We start from the raw sequence: 19,413 nt of genomic DNA on the forward strand, positions 1-19,413 counted from the left end.
CGCGTGGGTCGGGGGGGGTGGTATTTTTAATTATAACCCATACGCCACGCGTCCCACCCCAATGCGCTGGTGTTGCGCTAACGACCTCTCCCCCGATCGACGGGGGAGAGGAAAGGCCCCCCTTCCGCAACTGCTGCGGGACGGGCGGGGCAGCGCAAGCTTTCGCAGTTGGCTCGTCATCAGGTACCGGTCGGACGCTTGCCTCCCCCGCCCCCACGCGGCATAGATCGGCCATGACAAGCGAACCTTACCGCCCGCGCCGCTCGGTGCTTTACGTCCCCGCCTCCAATGACAAGGCGCTGGCCAAGATCGCGACGCTGGCCTGCGATGCCGTGATCATCGACCTCGAAGACGCCGTCGCGCCCTCAGACAAGATCGCCGCGCGGGACAAATTGGCCGGCATTTTCGCCAGCCGACCAGTTGCCAATCAGCATGGGCGCCGCTGCGAAATGATCGTGCGCGTCAACGCGCTGTCCAGCGAATGGGGCAACGATGACCTGCTCGCCGCGGCGAAATTCGAGCCCGACGGCATCCTGTTGTCCAAGGTCGCCACGCCGCGCGATATCCTCGAAGTCGGCGACGTGCTCGACGATAATTTTGCCCCCGACAGCGTCAAGCTCTGGGCGATGATCGAGACGCCCAAGGCCATGCTCAATATCGGCGCCATTGCCGAACTCGGCCGCGACCCGGCCTCGCGCCTAGCTTGTTTCGTTGCCGGAACGAACGATCTGGTCAAGGAAACCGGCATTCTGGCGACGCCTGATCGGCGCTACCTCGTGCCTTGGCTGATGCAGATGGTGCTGGCGGCGCGGGCCGGCGGCATCGACATGCTCGACGGCGTCTCCAACGATTTTCGCGACCTCGACGCGTTTGCGCGCGAATGCACGGAAGCCGCTGCCATGGGGTTCGATGGCAAGACGCTGATCCACCCCGCCCAGATCGAAACCGCCAACCGCGCCTTTGCGCCCGCGCCCGAAGCTCTCGCCGAGGCGCGCGCGGTGAAGGATGCCTTCGCCTTGCCGGAAAATGCCGGCAAGGGCGTGATTGCTCTGAACGGCAGGATGGTCGAGCGGCTGCATCTGGCGCAGGCCGAGAAATTGCTGGCGAAGGCCGCCGCCATCGGCGCATGATCCGCCCCGAAAAGACGAACTCACGACAGGATCTGACCCATGAGACTTTACCGCTTTTTGTCCGCCCCCGACGATTCAACCTTCTGCCACAAGGTCACCGCGGCGCTGAACAAGGGCTGGCACCTGTACGGCTCACCGACCTACGCCTACGACAAGAAGACCAAATCGATGCGCTGCGGCCAGGCGGTGGTGAAGGATATCGACGGCCAGGAATACGGGCCGGATACCAAGCTGAGCGACTGGTAGGCTTTGCCAGGCACGGACGCAGGCTGTGTCGAGATTCAGGTCAGGCCGAGCCGAGAACAGTGGTTTCCGAGAACCGGAGCGGAGCGTACTTAAAGTACGCGAGCACCGGAAGCGCAGGAAGCTGCCGTTCGCAGGCCGGCTTCACCTGAATATCGGCGCAGCCTCACTCCGCCGCCTCTTCGATTTTCTCCATATCATCATCCGACAGGCCGAAATGGTGGCCGATCTCGTGGATCAGCACGTGGGTGACGATGTCGCCCAGCGTCTCTTCGTTCTCGGCCCAGTAGTCGAGGATGGCGCGGCGGTAGAGGGTGATGCGGTTCGGGCCTTCGCCGGTCTGCGGGTTCCAGCGCTCGGCGATGCCGCGGCCCTCGAACAGGCCAAGCAGATCAAACGGTGTCTCCAGCGACAGATCGTCCATGATCTCGTCGGTCGGGAATTCGGCGATCATGATGACGATCTCGCCGGTCAGCTTGCGAAAATCGTCGGGCAGATGTGCGTACGCCTCCAGCGCCAGAAACTCGATCTCCTCGATCGAAGGCGAGAGTTCATCGTGCCAGGTGCGGGTCTTGTAGATGCGGGCCATGCTTTGTCCTTTGATCCGGCATATAGGCTTTCCCTCCGGACTCGGCAAATGGACCGGGTACCTGGCCGATGACTGTTTCTTTGCGCCGAATGGCTGCGACCAAAGTCCAAGGTTGGCCTCGTCACCTTTGATCAAGGAATAAATTCCTTCTGACTCCGCTTGACTCTTCCGGCACCCTCTGGAATCTATAGGAACATAACAGGAACAGTTGTGAGAGAAATTGACCGTCATGGCGACATCAGCCGTGGCGCGGGAGACTGTTTTTGCCCTGCGCCGCCAGATCGCGAAGATCGAGGGAACGCTGCCCGAGCGCCTGGCCGCGCCGGCTGGCGAGGGGCTGCGCGCGGGTCCTGGCGGCGGTCTCGACGCCGCGCCTGAACCCGATGCCGATGTCACCATCATCCGGCGCGGGCTTGCCGTGGCTTCGCCGGATGCTTTCCTGGCCACCGGCGTCGAGCGCCTCGATGCGGCCCTCAGCGGCGGCCTTCCGAAAGCCGCCTTGAGCGAAATCCATGGCCTTGAGACCCGCAATGCCGGGGCCGTCGCCGGCTTTGTGCTGTCGCTTGTCAGCCTGATCCTCAAGGGCCAGCCCTTGCCCGTGCTGTGGATCGGCACATCGGAGATTTTTCGCGAGGCCGGCTTTCCCTATGCCAGGGGATTGCAGGGCATTTTCGGTATCGCACCGGAGCAATTGCTGTTTTCCGAGGCGCCGAAACTCACCGATGCGCTGTGGGTAGCCGAGGAGGCCGCGAAGATGACGGCGCTCGCCGCAATCATCCTCGAAATCCGTGGCAGCCCGCAGCGGCTCGACCTCACCGCGACGCGCCGGCTGCACGCGCGCGCCCAAAACGCCGGCCGGCCGGTGTTCCTGCTGCGCCAGGCCGGCGAAGCCGAGCCGACCGCCGCCCCGGTGCGCCTCATCGTGTCGGCTGCACCAGCGGCGAGCCGCCGGACGATCGCCGGGTCGCTCGCCGGCTCGATCGGCCGGCCTGCCTTCACCGTCAGCATCGGCAAGAGCCGCACCGCTCTGCCTGGACAATTCACACTGGAGTGGAATCCCGATGAACACGCATTCGAAGAAAGAAAGCCCCGCGAAAAACGGGCAGAGAATTCTGTCGCTGTGGTTCCCGCATCTGGCGGCAGAACGGATCCTGCGCCAGCGCCTGGGACGGTCGTGGCGTTCCCGGCCTTCGGATCATCTGCCGCCATCTCACCCACCGCTCGTGATCAGCCATCGCGACCGCAACGCCCAGCGCATATCGGCCCTCGACGAGCGGGCTGAGGCGCTGCATCTGAAGCCTGGCATGGGCATTGCCGATGCGCGCGCCATGCATCCCTCGATCGACATCGTCGAGGCCGATCCGGACGCCGATCGCCGGCTGCTCGAAGGCCTCGCCGACTGGTGCGATCGCTATACGCCGCTGGTGGCGCTCGACGGTACTGATGGCCTTTATCTCGACGTCACCGGCTGCACGCATCTGTTCGGCGGCGAGCGCGCCATGCTGGACGACATCCTTGCGCGGTTTTTCCAGCAGGGTTTCGATGTCCGCGCCGGGTTGGCCGCGACGCCGGGTGCAGCCTGGGCGGCGGCGCGCTTCTGCGGCAACCGCATCGTTGTCTCCGGCGAGGAGGAAGCGCTGCTCGCCCCCTTGCCGCTGGCGGCACTGCGCATCGAAGCCGATATCCGCGCCAGCTTGGAAAGCGTCGGCCTGCGGACCGCCGGCGCGATCATGGCAGCGCCGCGCGCGCCGCTCGCCCGTCGCTTCGGCGCGACCTTGCTGTTGCGGCTCGACCAGGCGCTCGGCCGTCTCGACGAGGCGGTATCGCCGCGCCTGCCCGTGGCCCCGCTTTCGGTCGAACGCCACCTGGCCGAGCCGGTCGTGCTGACCGCCGAGATCGAACGGCTGGTGCTCTTGCTGGCGGTGACGCTGAAGGCCGATCTCGAACGCCGCGGCGAGGGCGCAAGGATGCTGGCGCTGCTTTTGTTTCGCGTCGACGGCGCCGTCAGCCGCATCGCTGTCGGTACCTCGCGACCGTTGCGCGAACCCAAGCTTATCCAGCGCCTGTTCCATGAGCGGCTGGCCGCGCTCGAACAGGACATCGATGCCGGCTACGGCTTCGACCTGGTGCGGCTTTCGGTGCTGGCGGCCGCCGGCTTCGACATGCAGCAGGCCGATTTGACCGGCGAGACCGAGGATGACGGCGCCGACATGGCACTCTTTGCCGACCGCATCCGCGCCAGGCTCGGCGACAGTGCGGTGCTGAAACCGGTCGCCCTCGAGAGCCATCTGCCGGAGCGCGCCATCGCCACCATCCCGTTCTCGGAAGCGCCACAACGCAAAACACCGCTCAGGAAGCCGGGCTCGAAAGACGCGCCGCGCGCAACCATCTTCCCGCCGGAACGGCCGATCCGGCTGTTCCGTTCGCCCGAGCCGATCGAGGTGCCGGCCACCGAAATGCCTGAGGGTCCGCCGATGAATTTCCGCTGGCGCCGCGCGCTCTACCGGGTCGCGCGCGCCGAGGGGCCGGAACGCATCGCGCCGGAATGGTGGCGTGAAACGTCAAGCGATCCGCTCACATCGACGCGTGACTATTTCCGGATCGAGGATGCCGACGGCCGCCGCTACTGGCTCTACCGGCAAGGCCTCTATGGCAACCCGCAGGTGCCGCCGCGCTGGTTCATGCATGGGGTCTTCGCATGAACGCGCTGACCGTCATCCCCTATGCGGAATTCGGCATCCAGTCGAACTTCTCCTTCCTGCGCGGCGCCTCCAAGCCGGAGGAGCTGGTGGTGGCGGCCAAATTCCTCGGCTTTTCCTCGATCGGACTGGCAGACCGCAACACGGTGGCCGGCGTCGTGCGCGCCTGGCAGCAGGCCAAGGTCGAGAAGCTCGCCTATCACCCCGGTTGCCGCCTGGTGTTCGGCGACGGCACGCCGGACATTCTCGCCTATCCGCAGAACCGCAAGGGCTGGGGCCATCTCTGCCGCATGCTGACGCAAGCCAATTTGCGCGATGAAAACGAGAAGGGCGCGACCCTTCTCCAGCGCAGCGACCTGCTCGAATGGGGCGACCTGCTGTCGCTGGCGGTGCTGCCGGATCTCTCGGCGAATGCCGACGATCCCCTGGCATTGGTCCGTCAACTGAAAGACCGTTTCGGCGCTAATTTGCGGCTAGGCATGGCGCCGGATTATCGCGGCAATGACCGTTTCCGCATCGAGCAGGCGGCGGGCATGGCGGACATCGCCGGCGTGCCGCTGATGGCGACCAACGACGTGCTTTATCACAGCGCCGAGCGCCGCTCGCTGCAAGATGTGCTCACCGCCATCCGCCTCAATTTGCCGGTCGCCGAGGTCGGGCTGGAGCTGACGGCCAACGCCGAGCGCCATCTGAAGCCGCCGCTGGAAATGGCCCGTCTCTTCCGCCGCCATCCACCGGCGCTGGCCGAGACGCTGCGCTTTGCCGGCGAACTGACCTTCTCGCTCAGCGACCTCCAGTACAATTATCCCGACGAGCCGACGCAATCAGGGCTTGGGCCGCAGGCCGAGCTAGAGCGTCTGGCCAGGGAGGGGGCCGCCACGCGCTATCCGGCGGGCGTCCCCGCTTCCGTCTTGCAGCGCATCAGTGAGGAGCTCGCTCTGATCGAGCGTCTGAATTATGCGCGCTATTTCCTGACCGTTTACGACATCGTCCAGTTCGCCCGCAATGAGGGCATTCTGTGCCAGGGCAGAGGCTCGGCCGCCAACTCGATCGTCTGCTACTGCATCGGCATCACCGAGGTCGGCCCCGAGCGCATCGACACGTTGTTCGAGCGCTTCATTTCCGAGGAGCGCAACGAGCCGCCCGACATCGACGTCGATTTCGAGCATGAGCGGCGTGAGGAGGTGATCCAGTACATCTACTCCAAATACAGCGCCAAGCGCACCGCGCTGGCTGCCGCCGTCATCAGCTATCGCGGCCGCTCGGCGCTGCGCGAGGTGGCCAAGGCCATGGGCCTATCGGACGATGTCCGCATTGCGCTCTCCAGTTCGATCTGGGGCTGGTCGACCTCGGAGCTCGGCGAGAAGGAGGCGCATGCCGGCGGCCTCGACCGCAACGAGACCTCGACCCGTCACGTGATCGCCCACGCCAACGAGATCATGGGCTTTCCCCGGCATCTGTCGCAGCATGTCGGCGGCTTCGTCATTACCCGCGACCGGCTCGACGAGATCGTCCCCATCGTCAAGACGGCGATGGAGGCGCGCAAGATGGTCGAGTGGGATAAGGACGATCTCGACGCGGTGAAGATCCTGAAGGTGGATATTCTGGCGCTTGGCATGCTGACCTGCCTGAAGCGCGCCTTCACCTTGCTCACCGACCATTATCCGAAGGCCCGGGATGATTACGGCCGACCCTATGTGCTGGCCACCCTGCCGCCGGAAGAGAACGACGTGTACGACATGATCTGCCGCGCCGACACGCTCGGCGTCTTCCAGATCGAATCGCGCGCGCAGATGTCGATGCTGCCGCGTCTACGCCCGCGCGAATTCTACGACCTGGTCATCGAGGTGGCGATCGTGCGGCCCGGCCCGATCCAGGGCGACATGGTGCACCCCTATCTGCGCCGTCGGCAGGGCAAGGAAGCGGCTGAATATCAAAAGCCAGAGCTGGAGGCTATTCTCAAGAAGACACTCGGCGTGCCGCTGTTTCAGGAACAGGCGATGAATATTGCAATCGTCGCCGGTGGTTTCAAACCCGGCGAAGCCGACGAACTACGCCGCGCCATGGCCACCTTCAAGCGCACCGGCACCATCGGCAATTACCGCCAGCGCATGATCGACGGCATGGTCGGCAAGGGATACACCAAAGACTTCGCCGAGCGCTGCTTCAAGCAGATCGAAGGCTTCGGCGAATACGGCTTTCCCGAAAGCCACGCCGCCTCCTTCGCTTTGCTCGTCTATGCCTCCTGCTGGTTCAAGACCTTTTATCCCGACGTGTTCTGCGCCGCGATCCTGAATTCGCAGCCGATGGGGTTTTACCAGCCGGCCCAGCTGGTGCGCGACGCGCGCGACCATGGCGTCGATATCCGCGACGTCGACGTCAATTTTTCCGACTGGGACTGCACCCTGGAGAAAGCCCAATTCGATCCGGGCCGCATCCTGGGGCGCCATGCCGAAATGCGCGGTGTCATCAAGACCCGGTACGCCGTCCGGCTTGGCTTCCGTCAGATCAAGGGCTTGGCCGAGAAGCGTATGGAAGCTTTCACCGCGCGGCGCGGCGCCGGCTATACAAGCGTCAGGGATGTGTGGCTGCGCTCGGGCCTCGATGTCGGCGAAATCGAAAGACTGGCGCAGGCTGACGCCTTCCGCTCGCTCGGCCTCGACCGTCGTGAAGCCTTGTGGGCGGTGCGCGCGCTGGATGGCAAGAGCGCCGCCGAACGGCTGCCGCTGTTCGACCAGCCGGCGATCCGGCTGCGCGAACTCGAGCCCGAGACAAAACTGCCGACAATGCCGCTCGGCGAGCACGTCATCCACGACTACCGCGCGCTCGGCCTGTCGCTGAAGGCGCATCCGGTCGCCTTCCTGCGCGAGCGGCTCGACCGCGCCGGCGTCATTCCCAATGCCAATCTCGGCTCGGTGCGCGACGGCAGGCGGGTCTCGGTCGCCGGCCTGGTGCTGGTGCGGCAGCGGCCCGGCAAGGGCAATGCGATCTTCCTGACGCTGGAAGACGACAAGGCCGTCGCCAACGTCATTTTCTGGGAGCGGACCTTTACCCGTTTCCGGCCCATCGTCATGGGCGCGCGCTTCGTCAAGGTCACCGGCAAGCTGCAGTCGGAATCCGACGTCATCCACATCGTCGCCGAGAAGATCGAGGATTTGACGCCGTGGCTGACGGTGCTGCTGGAAGAGATGACGCCGGCTGCCCGGCCCGACATTGCCACCCTCTCGGACAAAGCTGAAAGGGTCATGCCCAAGGGGCGGAATTTTCAGTAGGCAAGTGCAGGGCGGTCGGGAGCCCATGACATTAATGCCGGCAAGGGCAGAGGGGGGCGCGAAGGATCGCCAACAGAATGGCTTCTTAGGCTGAGGTCCGTTTGAACCACCCCTGGCCCTTCAGCCCGGCCCACCCAATCGCGGCGGCGACAGCACGTCTTCCGCCGAAATAGTCCGCGCCTCCGAGGGCAGCATGATCGGGATGCCGTCGCGCACGGGATAAGCGAGCTTGGCAAGCCGCGAGATCAACTCGCCGCGCACCGGGTCCCAGGCCAGCGGCCCCTTGGTCAGCGGGCAGGCCAGCAGCTCCAGCAATTTTGGATCGACATTGACCGACTTGCCGTCACGCCCATCCGCAGCCATTGGATCCCCCTTCAGCCATCGGCTCAGCCCTTATTGCAGGCTGGAGCCAAAGTCCTCATTCTCGCGCGCCAGCGCCATTTCGGTGATCGCGATCAGCGTCTCCGCGCGGGCTTTCAGGTCGGGCGCCTCCAGCAGCGCCTGTTTCTCGGCCGGTCCGTAGGGCGCCATCATCGACAGCGCATTGACCAGCATGGTGTTCTCGGCGCGGCTGACGCTTTCCCAATCGGCTTCGAGATCGTTGGCCTGCAGATAAGCGCGAAACGCTTTCAACAGCGCCGGCCGGTCGACCTCGCTTGCCGCCTGGTCTTCGGCAAGATCGGTGAGGAACGGCGCCAGCTTGCATTTCCGGAAAGGCGTCTTCACCGGCAATTCGCTGGTGATGCGGAAACGGCAGACGCCCTGCAGCGAAACCAGATAGCGGCCGTCGCCGCTCTCGGCCATCGAGATGATGCGCCCGGCGCAGCCGACATTGCACAGTTCCGGCTCCCCGTCGGCGCGCAACGCGCCATTGAGGCTGGGCTGGACGATGCCGATCAGCCGCGCGCCGGCGATCGCCTCATCCACCATCTGCAGGTAGCGCGGCTCGAAGATGTTGAGCGGCATGCGCCCGCCCGGCAGCAGCAGCGCGCCGGCAAGCGGAAACACCGGAATGGTTGCCGGCAGATCCTTGCCGACCCGGTAAAATGCGTTTCCGACCTGCACCTTCACTCCTCCGACCCGCTTCGGGCGCGATGTTATCGGCCTAATCTGGCGCGGCGGCCGCCGACCGCAAGGCCCGACAGCCACGCCCCGGCAATTTGGCCGGCAAACGGCTCAGGAAAACAGCAGCGACGACAATTTGCGCCGTGCCGCCAGCGTCGCCTCGTCGGTCATGCCCCAGGCCTCGAACAGTTTCAGCAGCTGCGCCCTGGCGCCGTCCTCGTTCCACGTCCGGTCGGCTTTTATAATCGCCAGAAGATTGTCGGCCGCCGCATGGCGCTCGCCCTTGGCGTTCTGGATCATGGCGAGGTCGAAACGCGCCTGGTGGTCGCCGGGATTGGCGGCCAGTCGCTGCTCGAATTCAGCTGGATTGCCAAGTGCTGCCGCTTCCGCAGCCAGCGTCATCTTGGCACGCAGCGCGGCAAGTGCCGGCGCATTTTTCTTGGCCTCCGGCGCCGTTGCCAGCAGCGCCTCGGCGCCGTCGCTGTCGCCGGCCTCGAACAGAAGCTCGCCCAGCCCGGCAATCGCCTCGATCGTCTCCGGCGCTTGCGCCAGGATGGCGTCGTAAATGTCGGCTGCGGTCTGCGCATCGCCCGCCGCATGCGCTTCCGCCGCCGCGGCCAGTGCTTCGGCCACCGGCGGCGCACCATTGCCCTTGCCGCCGACCTTGGTGATGAACTCGGCGATCTGGCTCTCGGGGATGGCGCCCATGAAGCCGTCGACAGGCTGGCCGTCCTTGAAGGCGATGACCGCCGGGATCGATTGGATGCCGAGCTGGCCGGCGATCGAGGGATGATCGTCAATGTTCATTTTGACCAGCTTGACCTTGCCGCCGGCGGCCTTGACCGCCTTTTCCAGAAGCGGCGTGAGCTGCTTGCAGGGCCCGCACCACGGCGCCCAGAAATCGACCAGTACCGGCTGTTTGCGCGATTCCTGGATGACGTCGGCGGCGAAAGTGGCGGTCGTGGTGTCCTTGATCAGCTCGCCAGCGGCAGGTGCTGCGCCGGGTGTCGGGCCAAGTGCCGACTTGGCCGGCTCGGCGCCGCCATATTGCACGGACGTGGTGTACTGGCCAGAATTGCCGCCGAATTGGCCGCCAAACGGATTGTTGTTGTCGCTCATGTCGTCGCCCTTCCGATCGCGCCCAGCGGAGCAGCGCGACGTCCTTAACTAGAGGTCAGTTTTCGCCATCCATGTGGCGATCAAGCCGAGACTTTCAAGATAGCAGCATCATGTCCGGTTGCCTCGACGAATCTGATGAGGTCGGCGGACGCGATCGACGTCGTCGCCTCATTGGTCAGCGGATGCGCGTTGACTGTCGCATGTGCTATCAAATCCTGGTCGAGCACCACTTTGACCCGTCTTTCGGTGTCGTTGATCAGCCCGAACACGGTGACCGCGCCCGGAATGACACCGAGCAGCTCCATCAGCATCTCCGGCTTGCCGAACGACACCCGGCCGGCGGCGCCGATCATCGTGTGGATCTGCTTCAGGTCGACGACCGCCTCCTCGCCGACGCTGACCAGGAAGAAATTGTCCTTCTTGTCCTTGAGAAACAGATTTTTCGTGTGCCCGCCCGGTATCTCGCCGCGCAGCGACTGCGAATCGGCCACCGTATAGAGCGGCGGATGGCGCACGGTCGACACTGATATGCCGAGATCGGCAAGAAAGGCGAAAAGCTCGGCTTCGGTCTTCGGCATTGGTGGTCTTCCCCTGTATCGGCGCGCGGCAAAGCCGTTTACGGCCAATGATGCCGCCGAGACAAGACCGTCATGCGGGAAGTCGATGAACCACCCGCGTGGCCGACAAGGTTCCGCCAAGCGATTTGGCGCGACCAAAAAGCCCGTCATTTCCCTGTTGCAATCGCCGCGCTCTTCAGCCATATAGGCCCGGCTTGCGGCCAAAGGGCCGTGTGAGCGGGTGTAGCTCAGGGGTAGAGCACAACCTTGCCAAGGTTGGGGTCGAGCGTTCGAATCGCTTCACCCGCTCCAATTTCCTTCAGGGGGAATCAAGCGATGAAGAGGCGCCTTTCGGGGCGCCTTTTGCTTTTTCCAGACCGGCGATGTAAGCGCGTTGCGGGACACTTGTTCTCCCTCAGAACCAGGCGCAGGTAAGACGGCGTGGCGCACAATCCCTCGGGTTCAATTTCGGCGAAAGGCGGCACCGCATCCGAAGCGCTTGCTTGGCTGGCGTTGCGGAACGCCGCGTCCGAATGCGGCTCAGGCTCGCGCTTGATCGACCCGCAGCCCCTGCGCGCACTGCCGGCGGGACGCAAGTGGGCGCATGAGATTGCCAAGGTAATCTTCGATGGCCTCATGGCAGGAAGCCTGTCGGTGCCGGCGCAATTGGCTGCCGGATGGGCGACGTTCGGCAGCGCAACCACCGCGTTGATCATCGAACTCGGCAAGATCTGGGACAATTGCGCAGCGGCTCGCCGCGTCCAGTACCAGCTTGAGCAAATGCTTCTCGAACCCGACGATCTTGCCACGCCGCGCAGGCTGGCGCGAACGCTCGGAATTCGCGTCGACGCTCGCAATCCGACCGCGACCGAACTGCCGGAAGGCATCGATCAGATCTATGCCCATCTGATGCTGGATGGCCGGATCGAGGCTGTAGTGCAGTTCGGTGCACTCGGGACGGTGACAAGCGATCATTGGATTGAATTGATCCTGGATGTAGTGCCTGCTGAGCGGCTTGCGGGAGGATCGCCTGCACCGCAAAAGGGCGCCGGCGCGACCACGTCAAACACGCCTGCAGCCGAGGCATCGTTTGCCATGGCGGGAAGCGAGCCCGATCAGGACAGCCACTTCGGCAAACTCGCGCAATTGGCCGCACAGGCGCATGACCTGGTTCGGTCGAGCGCTGAACCGTCAGAGCCTGTTGCGCCGCGCCGCGCACGGGTCGCGGACAAGCACGACAAGGATCGCACGGCGTTCTGGAACAGCTATTTCGCGACCGAGGATCCGTGGAACTACGGTTCGTCCTATGAGCAGGAGAAATACGAGCGCCAGCTCGAAATCCTGCCTCCCGGTCCCATCGGGCGGGCGCTTGAACTGGCCTGCGCGGAGGGCCACTTCACGCGGCAGCTGGCTCCGCGTGTGAGCCATCTGGCCGCAACCGACATTTCCGCCATAGCCGTCGAGCGAGCCCGCGCCCGATGCAACGATCAGCCGAATGTCGAGTTCGGCGTACTCGATTTCGCTGCCGACACGCTGCCGGGTGAGATGGATCTGATCGTCTGTTCGGAAGTGCTCTACTACTTGGATGACCTCGCCGAGCTACGGCGCATCGCCAGGAAATTCGCCGAGGCGTTGGCGCCTGGCGGCAGCTTCATCAGCGCACACGCATTCGTGTTGCGTGACAATGTCGAAAAGACGGGCTTCGACTGGAACACATTCGGTGCCCAGGCGATCTCCGAGACGCTGGCGGCGACCGAAGGCCTCGTCTTCGAGCAATCGATCCAGACCGAGCTCTACCGCATAGACCGCTTCCGCCGCCTGTCGCCGGGCGATGTGGCGACGGACCCGGTGATCGATCATGTGCCGATCCGCGCGCCAATCGAAATCGGCGTCGCGCGAAATATCGTCTGGGGTGGGGCGCGAGCCTTGCGCCGCGACGTCGCACGTAACGAGCAGCGCCGGCATATCCCTGTCCTCATGTATCACGGCGTTGCCGATGAAGGTCCGGCCGCGCTCGCTCGCTTTCGGCTCACGCCCGCCGCATTCGCCAGCCAGATGGCATGGCTGCGCGCCAATGGCTTTCACGCCATTGGCTCCGAGCAGTTGGAGCAGTTCATCACCAACCGTCAGCCTTTCGTCGGCCGCCCGGTGCTCATCACCTTCGATGACGGCTTCCAGAACTTCGCCGACCATGCCTGGCCGATCTTGCGCGCCAACGACCTGACCGCGGAAGTGTTCCTGGTGACGGACCTGGTGGGCGAAAGTGCAAAGTGGGACACCGACATCGGTCCGCCGACGCCGCTTATGGGCGCCGGGACGGTGCGACGCCTCGCTGCCGAAGGCGCCTTCTTCGGCAGCCACATGGCGACGCATCGCGCCATCGATGGTCTGTCGAGCGCTGACCTGGCCGCTGAGCTCCTGCGCTCTCGTCTGTTCATCGAACGCTGGACCGGCCGTCCAACCACGGCGTTCGCGGCACCCTTCTCCGTCACCGACCGACGGCTTGGCCGGCTGGCCAGGGAGTGCGGCTATCGAGTAGGCTTCGGCCGCAGGCACGGGCCGGCGGACCTCGATAGCGATCTCATCGACCTTCCGCGCATCGAGATTCGCGGCGACCGCTCGCTCGATGACTTTGTCGCCACTGTCGAGGCCGTGCTCGGATAAACGGTGAACTTGTCAGTTCATTATTGGGCGACTTGCGACACGGCTGACATCAGCTCCTTCGGGTTTGGGGCGCCAAACATGTATCGCCCACCCTCCGGGACCTCCGTGAAGCTCCAGCGGACGATCCCCTGCCGGTCCAGCAGGAACTGACCAACCAGTTGTCCGTGTCCCGTGGCCATCATCTGCTCGTCGGCTTCGGTCAGTTCGTAGTGGTCCTTCTTGTCGAGGATTGCGGCGGCTGTCATCGGATCCATGGGACCGGGCAATTCGCCAGGTATGTCGACCCGCATGTCCTGTGCCGCTGCCATCGCGACCTTGTACGGCCAGTTCGTCTCGTTCTCGGTGAATTCGAGATTGGGCAGTCCAAAAGCACGATGTGAAGCGCGTTCCGGGTCCGACGCCGCAAGCAGGTTCGGCATTGGATGGTAGCGGAAATAGAGCCGCGCCCGTTCGATCGGCGTGTTGACCACCGTCAGGCTCTCCACGCCCTTTTCGCGCAGCTCCGGATCGAGACGCGCCTGAGCGGCGATGTGGCGCCGGCAAAACGCACAATGCAGACCTCGAAACAGGCCGACCAGCACCGGTTTTTGCCCGCGAAAGTCGTCAAGCGCAATCTTGCCTTCCTGGGTAATGGCGTCGAGTATCAGGTTCGGCGCCCGGTCGCCCGGTTGAAGCGGTATCAATCCACTAGGCGCGGACATGTCCAACCCCCTTATCCCGGCTAGTCGAGAAAAGGCAGCACCACAAGCGCTTCCGGGTCGAGCCCGTGCTGGGCGCATATACCCTGCGCCAGGGAAAAGTAGCGTTCGGCCTCGGCCAGATTGTCGAGGTCGAGATTAAGCGTTGCGAGTCCATCATAGCACGGAAACAGCAGTTGGGGCTCGCCCGTTTCGCGGGCTACCTCCAGTGCTTCGTGGAACAAGCCGATCGCCAGTTCCGGATGGCCGTTGCACTGGTGGATCTGCCCAAGCACGATCAACGGCACTGGCAGGTGCTCGCGCTGGTCGAGCGCCCGGTCAATCTCGATGGCCTTCTCGGCAGCAGGCACGCCCTCCGTTGGACAGCGATCCGTGAAAGTACAACAAGCTACCGCCAGATTGGCGAGGAGGCGCGCCTGGAAACCCAAATCGCCAATACGGCGCGCCACTTCAAGACCGCGCCGACAGACCTCCATCGCCTTCGCCGGATCGATGGTCGTGTAGAGCACCCCGAGATTGGTGTAGCCGCGGCAGGCCGCGCCCAGCAGACCGGCGGCTTCGGCCAATTCAATGCTGCGCTCAACCTCACGCACGGCTTCATGGTTTCGCCCAAGGCGAGCCAGCGCAACAGCCTTGGTATTAAGTGCCTCGGCGGTCACGAGGGTGGCATCATCGGAGACATGTTCCGTTGTCAGAGAGCGTACGCAATCCAGCGCCGCGTCTGCCCATTTTGCCGCGAGAGTGTGATCTCCGCTGCGGAACGCCTGTCGGCCACGTTCTTGCCAGAGATGCGCCTGCTCGATCGGGGCATCCGCTCCATCGAGGAGCGCTGCCGCTTCAGCGTAGCGCGATTCCGCGTCGTCCCGCTTGCCCACGTCCCAAAACAGCCGACCGATCTTGCGCAAAACGCGCGCCGCCGCGACACGATCGGCTGACTCGCGATAGGCCTGCAGCACCGCCTCGTAGTGGCGGTGTGCAATCTCGCGGCGGCCTGCCGGGCCGCTCAAATCCGCAATGCGCTCTGCAATTGCCAGTTTGAGCGGTGTTTGCCCGATCGCGCCCAACGCAGTCAGTGCTCGCTCGTAGAAACGAAGGGCGTCGTCATTGGCGTATATCATGCCAGCGCGATCTCCCGCCGCCTGCAGGTAATGCGCGCCCCTCTCCCGCTCGGCGCTCTGAGCGAAATGATGACCGAGCACGGCCAGATCCTCGAACCGTTCCGGCTTGTCGCCGCACAGTTGCTCCAGGGCGGCACCTACCCGGCGGTGGATGTCGGTCCGGCGTTGCAGGAGCAGATTCTGGTAGATCACGTCCTGCAACAATGTTTGCGTAAAGCGGTAGCTTTGCGACGAGACCGAGCCTGATCCGGCAACTTCCTCGATGATTTCCGCATCGCAAAGCAGTTCGCAGCCCGCTTCCAGTCGGCCGGGGTCGGCTGCCACGGCTTTCAGAAGCGTGGCATCGAAGCGCGGGCCGATTACCGCGGCTTCCTGGGCCAACCGGCGCACCTCTTGCGGCAGCCGGTCGACGCGAGCAAGCAACATTGCCTGGATCGTGGCGGGGATGCCGGTTGCGACTTCGCCTGCCACGGTCCGCCATTGCTGGCCCTCGCGCACCAATACACCGCGATCGATAAGGCCGCGAACGATCTCCTCCAAGAAAAGCGGGTTGCCGCCCGCGCGCTCGAGGATCTGGTCGAGAAGCCCTCCTGCGGCGTTTACCCAGCTCTCGCCGAAAAGCGCCGCCACCAGGCGGCGTCCGTCATCGCTGTCGAGCGGCGAAAGCCTGAGCGCTGTGTGGCTGACCCGACTTGAGTCGAGTTGGTCGTTGTCCGACGCCGGACGATGCGTGACCAGCAACATCAGCCGCGTGCGTTCCAGTCTGTCCATCACGAAACGCAGTGCCTCGAGCGAGACGGAGTCGGCCCAGTGCAGGTCTTCGACGACAATCAACAGCGGCGACAACGCAAGCCGCCGTTCCATGATTGTGCGGACCGCGTAGAGAATTTGCCGCCGCAGCTGCTCGGGCTCGACATGCTGCAAGGTGGCATCGGGGTCGCCGAGGCCAAGCACATGGTAGAGCAAAGGCATCAGCCGCTTCGCCTCCTCGCCCTGCAGGCCGAGATCGGCAAGCAAGGCTGCGAGCTTGCCCCGCATTTCGTCCCCATTGTCGTTTTGCATCATCCCGGCAGCGCTGCGCACCACTGCACCCAGGGCGCCAAATGATTGTTCACCCAGCGGTGAGCACGTGGCCTGCCGCACGGCGACGTTGCGAAAACGATCCTCGTCGCCGACGCGGGCGACGAACTCCTTCACCAACCGCGACTTCCCGATACCGGCTTCGCCGACGAGGCGGACAAGCTGGGCCGAGCCGCCGCACGCCAAGTCAAGGCTCGCCAGCATTCTGTTGAGCTCCGCATCACGACCTATTATGGGCGCACTGAGGCCGAGCGCCTCGAGCCCGCGCGCTGCACGCGGCGCCGCAAGCGGTGCATCCAGTCGGTGGACGAGCACACTGCCAGCCTTGCCGCGAAAGACGACATCGCCCAGCGACTCGTACGAGAAGGCATGCCGGGTCAGCCTGTGCGTGAGTTCGCCCACCAGCACCTCACCCGGTGCAGCCAGCGATTGCAGGCGTTGCGCCGTATTCACCGTGTCGCCGGTCACCGAATAGGATTTGGCGGTGCCGATGCCCAATCCGCCAGTAACGACCGGACCCGTGTTTATGCCTATGTGGAGCAGCAGCGGCGAGCCGGAGTGGCGGGTGCTTTCACCGAGCCGCGCCGTCCGGGCGATCATGTCGAGAGCGGCTCGAAGCGCACGTTCCGGATCGTCCTCATGCGCGACCGGCGCACCGAACAAGGCGAGCAGAGCGTCGCCGATGAATTTGTCGACGAAACCACCAAAGCCTTGCACGGCCGCCGTCAATTCCTTGAACAGTTCGTTCTGCAGCGCCTGCATGACCTCGGGGTCGAGCTGCTCGCTGAGTGTCGTGAAGCCGCAGAGATCGGCGAACAGCACCGTTACCGTTCGTCGATCGGCGTCGGAGACGGAATGCGGCCCCTCTTCGCTTTCGATGTTCGGCGATGGAGCTCGAGAGGGCTGCGCAATGGTGCGGCTTGGTGTCGGAGCAGGCCGTTCGGCAGCTTTTGCGGACGCACCGACGCTTGCCCCACATTTAGGACAGAACTCGAAATCAGGTGCGCAGGCGTAGCCGCAACTGGCGCATGGCACGGGCTGGCGGCGGCCACACTTCGGACAGAAGGCGTAACCGCCCTCGATCTCGAAACCGCAGCCCGAGCAGTTCATGGACACCTCACCAGAGCATGATGCCGAAGAGTGTGAAGCGGTTTTCGGACGACATCATGCTCTATCTCTTTGACCTTGGGCCATGACGCGTGATCTCGCCACGCTCGTCACGGCCGGGGTATTCACAAGGATGAACCGATAGTCGTCAACCGGCAAGCGGCAGCGCAAATGGGCATCGGTCTGGGTTCGGCGGTGGAGCACTGCCGATACGGGCGGCTGCGTGGCCGTGATTTGCGAAAATTCCCTCGTCCCGCCGTCTTCCTGCTATGATGGAGATGAGGAGGCGACCCATGAGCGAGAACCGTAAGCTGGCCGCAATCCTGGCTGCAGATGTGGTCGGATACAGCCGGCTCGCGAGCGCGGACGAAGATCGTACCTTGGCGAGGTTGCGGGCACTGCGCAGCGACCTGATCGATCCGATCATTGCAGTGCACCACGGGCGGGTTATCAAGCGTACCGGAGATGGGGCGCTGGTTGAGTTTCGCAGTGTGGTGGATGCCGTGCGCTGCGCCGTTGAGATTCAAAACGGTATGGTTGAGCGCAATGCCGGCGTACCGCAGGAGCGCCGCATCGAGTTCAGGATCGGCATCCATCTGGGCGACGTGGTCGAAGAGAGCGATGGCGACCTGATGGGTGACGGCGTCAACATCGCCTCGCGTCTGGAGGGCGTTGCGGCGCCCGGCGCCATCTGCCTGTCCGAGGATGCCTATCGCCAGGTCAAGGCCAGGCTTGACCTCTCGGTCAGCGATCTCGGCAGCACACAGCTCAAGAACATCGCCGAGCCGATCCGGGTGTATTCGCTGCAGGTCGGCGCCGGGGCCAAGGTCGTGACCTCGCAAACCCCGACGAGCCCTCCGGCTGCGGCAGCGCCGCCGAAACTGTCGATCGCCGTGCTGCCGTTCGCCAATATGAGCGGTGATGCCGAACAGGACTACTTCGCCGACGGCATCTCCGAAGACATCATCACGGCGCTGTCCAAACTGTCACAGCTCTTCGTCATCGCTCGCAATTCGTCGTTCATCTTCAAGGGCCAGAACGTCCATGTGCAGGATGTCGGCAAGAAGCTCGGCGTGCGCTATGTCCTTGAAGGCAGCGTACGCAAGTCGGGGAACAAGGTACGCATCACCGCGCAGCTCATCGATGCAATTTCAGGCGGCCATCTTTGGGCGGAGCGGTTCGATCGCGATCTGACCGACATATTCGCCGTGCAGGATGACGTGACGCAGCACATCGTCGGTGCGCTGGCGCTCAATCTGACCGAGGATGACCGTCTGCGGCTGGCGCCCGAACACCAGCGCAACCCGGAGGCGTATGACTGTTTCCTGCGGGGCCGAGAGCTGTGGCACCGGCTGACGAAGGACACGAACGTCGCGGCCCGCGAGCTCTTGCAGCGGGCCATCGAACTGGACCCGAAATTTGCCTCTGCCCACGCTTTCCTAGCCCTCACGTACGGGCTCGACTACCTCAACAGGTGGGGTGCGTCGGACTCGATGGCGCAAGCGGAAGAGGCAGCAACGCGAGCGGTAACGCTGGATGACAGCGATCCCTGGGCGCACTGGGCGCTGGCATCGGCCAAGCTTTACACACGACGGCACGATGAGGCCATCGGCGAGGTCGAGCGCGCGATAGCCCTCAATCCGAACTTCGCCGAAGCGCACGTCGCCCGCGGCGAGGCGCTGTATTATTCGGGTAGACCCGCGGAGGCGCTAGAGAGTTTCGCCCGGGGAAAGACCTTGAATCCATACTTCCCGGATGTGCTTCTGCACTTCCAGGCTTTGGCATCGTTTCAACTGGGAAGGTACGAAGAGGCGGTCGACCTCTTGCTGCAACGGCTGGCTCGCAACGCTGTCACCGACCTCTCGCGCGCGCTTCTGGCCGCCACCTACGGCCATCTGGGCCGTCTGGAGGAGGCCCATACGGCATGGCAGGACCTGCTTCGCGTCAATCCCGCCTATTCGCTGGAACACCGTCGCAAGGTCTTGCCTTACAAGAACCCTGCCGATTTCGAACTGATGGTAGAGGGGCTCCGCAAGGCCGGTGTGGTGCAATGACGGGCTAAAGCCCGGCCG

General features: G+C 64.1%; 14 protein-coding genes and 1 tRNA gene. 8 read left to right on the forward strand and 7 right to left on the reverse strand.

Going from position 1 to position 19,413, the window contains the following annotated elements:
* Positions 1-233: 233 nt before the first annotated feature.
* Positions 234-1,130 carry an HpcH/HpaI aldolase/citrate lyase family protein gene (locus NKJ64_RS26945; protein ID WP_023829856.1) on the forward strand — a complete coding sequence of 299 codons (897 nt, stop codon included), beginning with the start codon at positions 234-236 and terminating at the stop codon, positions 1,128-1,130.
* Between the two features lie 39 nt (positions 1,131-1,169).
* A complete protein-coding gene (locus NKJ64_RS26950; protein ID WP_023673921.1) occupies positions 1,170-1,376 on the forward strand; it encodes a DUF1737 domain-containing protein in 207 nt (68 codons plus the stop codon).
* 163 nt (positions 1,377-1,539) lie between these two features.
* On the opposite strand, the gene NKJ64_RS26955 is transcribed toward NKJ64_RS26950, so the two are convergent.
* Positions 1,540-1,962, reverse strand: a complete 423-nt coding sequence (locus tag NKJ64_RS26955; protein ID WP_023818359.1) for a metallopeptidase family protein — start codon at positions 1,960-1,962, stop codon at positions 1,540-1,542.
* Between the two features lie 229 nt (positions 1,963-2,191).
* On the opposite strand from NKJ64_RS26955, the gene NKJ64_RS26960 reads away from it, so the two are divergent.
* From NKJ64_RS26960 to NKJ64_RS26970, 3 genes are read left to right on the forward strand one after another with little or no spacing between them, the layout of a single operon-like run.
* Positions 2,192-3,244: an ImuA family protein gene (locus NKJ64_RS26960; RefSeq protein ID WP_023747409.1), complete on the forward strand. Its 1,053-nt coding sequence runs from the start codon at positions 2,192-2,194 to the stop codon at positions 3,242-3,244.
* Positions 3,186-4,664, forward strand: coding sequence for a DUF6504 family protein (locus tag NKJ64_RS26965; RefSeq protein WP_023736736.1), 1,479 nt, complete (start codon positions 3,186-3,188; stop codon positions 4,662-4,664). The genes NKJ64_RS26960 and NKJ64_RS26965 overlap by 59 nt, the downstream gene beginning before the upstream one ends.
* The gene (locus tag NKJ64_RS26970; protein WP_023672121.1) at positions 4,661-7,933 is read left to right on the forward strand and encodes an error-prone DNA polymerase; all 3,273 of its coding nucleotides are present in this window, start codon (positions 4,661-4,663) and stop codon (positions 7,931-7,933) included. Before NKJ64_RS26965 ends, NKJ64_RS26970 begins: the two co-directional genes overlap by 4 nt.
* Before the next feature lie 120 nt (positions 7,934-8,053).
* Here the strand turns inward: NKJ64_RS26970 and NKJ64_RS26975 are convergent, their stop codons facing one another.
* The 4 genes from NKJ64_RS26975 to NKJ64_RS26990 form a co-directional block, all read right to left on the reverse strand.
* Entirely contained in the window at positions 8,054-8,296 is a 243-nt protein-coding gene (locus NKJ64_RS26975) for a Trm112 family protein (protein ID WP_023672122.1), read from the reverse strand.
* Between the two features lie 30 nt (positions 8,297-8,326).
* A complete protein-coding gene (locus NKJ64_RS26980; RefSeq protein WP_023672123.1) occupies positions 8,327-8,998 on the reverse strand; it encodes an LON peptidase substrate-binding domain-containing protein in 672 nt (223 codons plus the stop codon).
* A 111-nt stretch (positions 8,999-9,109) separates the two neighbouring features.
* A complete protein-coding gene (gene trxA / locus NKJ64_RS26985; protein ID WP_023672124.1) occupies positions 9,110-10,117 on the reverse strand; it encodes a thioredoxin in 1,008 nt (335 codons plus the stop codon).
* Positions 10,118-10,197: 80 nt separating this feature from the next.
* Positions 10,198-10,695, reverse strand: coding sequence for a prolyl-tRNA synthetase associated domain-containing protein (locus tag NKJ64_RS26990; RefSeq protein ID WP_023672125.1), 498 nt, complete (start codon positions 10,693-10,695; stop codon positions 10,198-10,200).
* Positions 10,696-10,911: 216 nt separating this feature from the next.
* Between NKJ64_RS26990 and NKJ64_RS26995 the strand changes: the two genes are divergently transcribed.
* Positions 10,912-10,986, forward strand: a tRNA-Gly gene (locus tag NKJ64_RS26995).
* Positions 10,987-11,115: 129 nt separating this feature from the next.
* Positions 11,116-13,338, forward strand: a complete 2,223-nt coding sequence (locus NKJ64_RS27000; protein ID WP_352463612.1) for an SAM-dependent methyltransferase — start codon at positions 11,116-11,118, stop codon at positions 13,336-13,338.
* 20 nt (positions 13,339-13,358) lie between these two features.
* Here the strand turns inward: NKJ64_RS27000 and NKJ64_RS27005 are convergent, their stop codons facing one another.
* Positions 13,359-14,039, reverse strand: a complete 681-nt coding sequence (locus tag NKJ64_RS27005; RefSeq protein WP_023672127.1) for a redoxin domain-containing protein — start codon at positions 14,037-14,039, stop codon at positions 13,359-13,361.
* 20 nt (positions 14,040-14,059) lie between these two features.
* Positions 14,060-17,344 carry an adenylate/guanylate cyclase domain-containing protein gene (locus NKJ64_RS27010; protein WP_352463613.1) on the reverse strand — a complete coding sequence of 1,095 codons (3,285 nt, stop codon included), beginning with the start codon at positions 17,342-17,344 and terminating at the stop codon, positions 14,060-14,062.
* Positions 17,345-17,634: 290 nt separating this feature from the next.
* Between NKJ64_RS27010 and NKJ64_RS27015 the strand changes: the two genes are divergently transcribed.
* Positions 17,635-19,395: an adenylate/guanylate cyclase domain-containing protein gene (locus tag NKJ64_RS27015; RefSeq protein WP_023829862.1), complete on the forward strand. Its 1,761-nt coding sequence runs from the start codon at positions 17,635-17,637 to the stop codon at positions 19,393-19,395.
* Positions 19,396-19,413 lie beyond the last annotated feature (18 nt).

It is taken from the genome of Mesorhizobium sp. M0062, from assembly GCF_040323125.1.
GTDB lineage: Bacteria > Pseudomonadota > Alphaproteobacteria > Rhizobiales > Rhizobiaceae > Mesorhizobium.

What these genes read in the sequence shown, in the direction of transcription:
- NKJ64_RS26945 (WP_023829856.1), top strand. Translation starts at nt 234, where the DNA reads ATGACAAGCGAACCTTACCGCCCGCGCCGCTCGGTGCTTTACGTCCCC.
- NKJ64_RS26950 (WP_023673921.1), top strand. Translation starts at nt 1,170, where the DNA reads ATGAGACTTTACCGCTTTTTGTCCGCCCCCGACGATTCAACCTTCTGC.
- NKJ64_RS26955 (WP_023818359.1), bottom strand. Translation starts at nt 1,962, where the DNA reads ATGGCCCGCATCTACAAGACCCGCACCTGGCACGATGAACTCTCGCCT.
- NKJ64_RS26960 (WP_023747409.1), top strand. Translation starts at nt 2,192, where the DNA reads ATGGCGACATCAGCCGTGGCGCGGGAGACTGTTTTTGCCCTGCGCCGC.
- NKJ64_RS26970 (WP_023672121.1), top strand. Translation starts at nt 4,661, where the DNA reads ATGAACGCGCTGACCGTCATCCCCTATGCGGAATTCGGCATCCAGTCG.
- NKJ64_RS26975 (WP_023672122.1), bottom strand. Translation starts at nt 8,296, where the DNA reads ATGGCTGCGGATGGGCGTGACGGCAAGTCGGTCAATGTCGATCCAAAA.
- trxA (WP_023672124.1), bottom strand. Translation starts at nt 10,117, where the DNA reads ATGAGCGACAACAACAATCCGTTTGGCGGCCAATTCGGCGGCAATTCT.
- NKJ64_RS26990 (WP_023672125.1), bottom strand. Translation starts at nt 10,695, where the DNA reads ATGCCGAAGACCGAAGCCGAGCTTTTCGCCTTTCTTGCCGATCTCGGC.
- NKJ64_RS27005 (WP_023672127.1), bottom strand. Translation starts at nt 14,039, where the DNA reads ATGTCCGCGCCTAGTGGATTGATACCGCTTCAACCGGGCGACCGGGCG.
- NKJ64_RS27010 (WP_352463613.1), bottom strand. Translation starts at nt 17,344, where the DNA reads ATGAACTGCTCGGGCTGCGGTTTCGAGATCGAGGGCGGTTACGCCTTC.
- NKJ64_RS27015 (WP_023829862.1), top strand. Translation starts at nt 17,635, where the DNA reads ATGAGCGAGAACCGTAAGCTGGCCGCAATCCTGGCTGCAGATGTGGTC.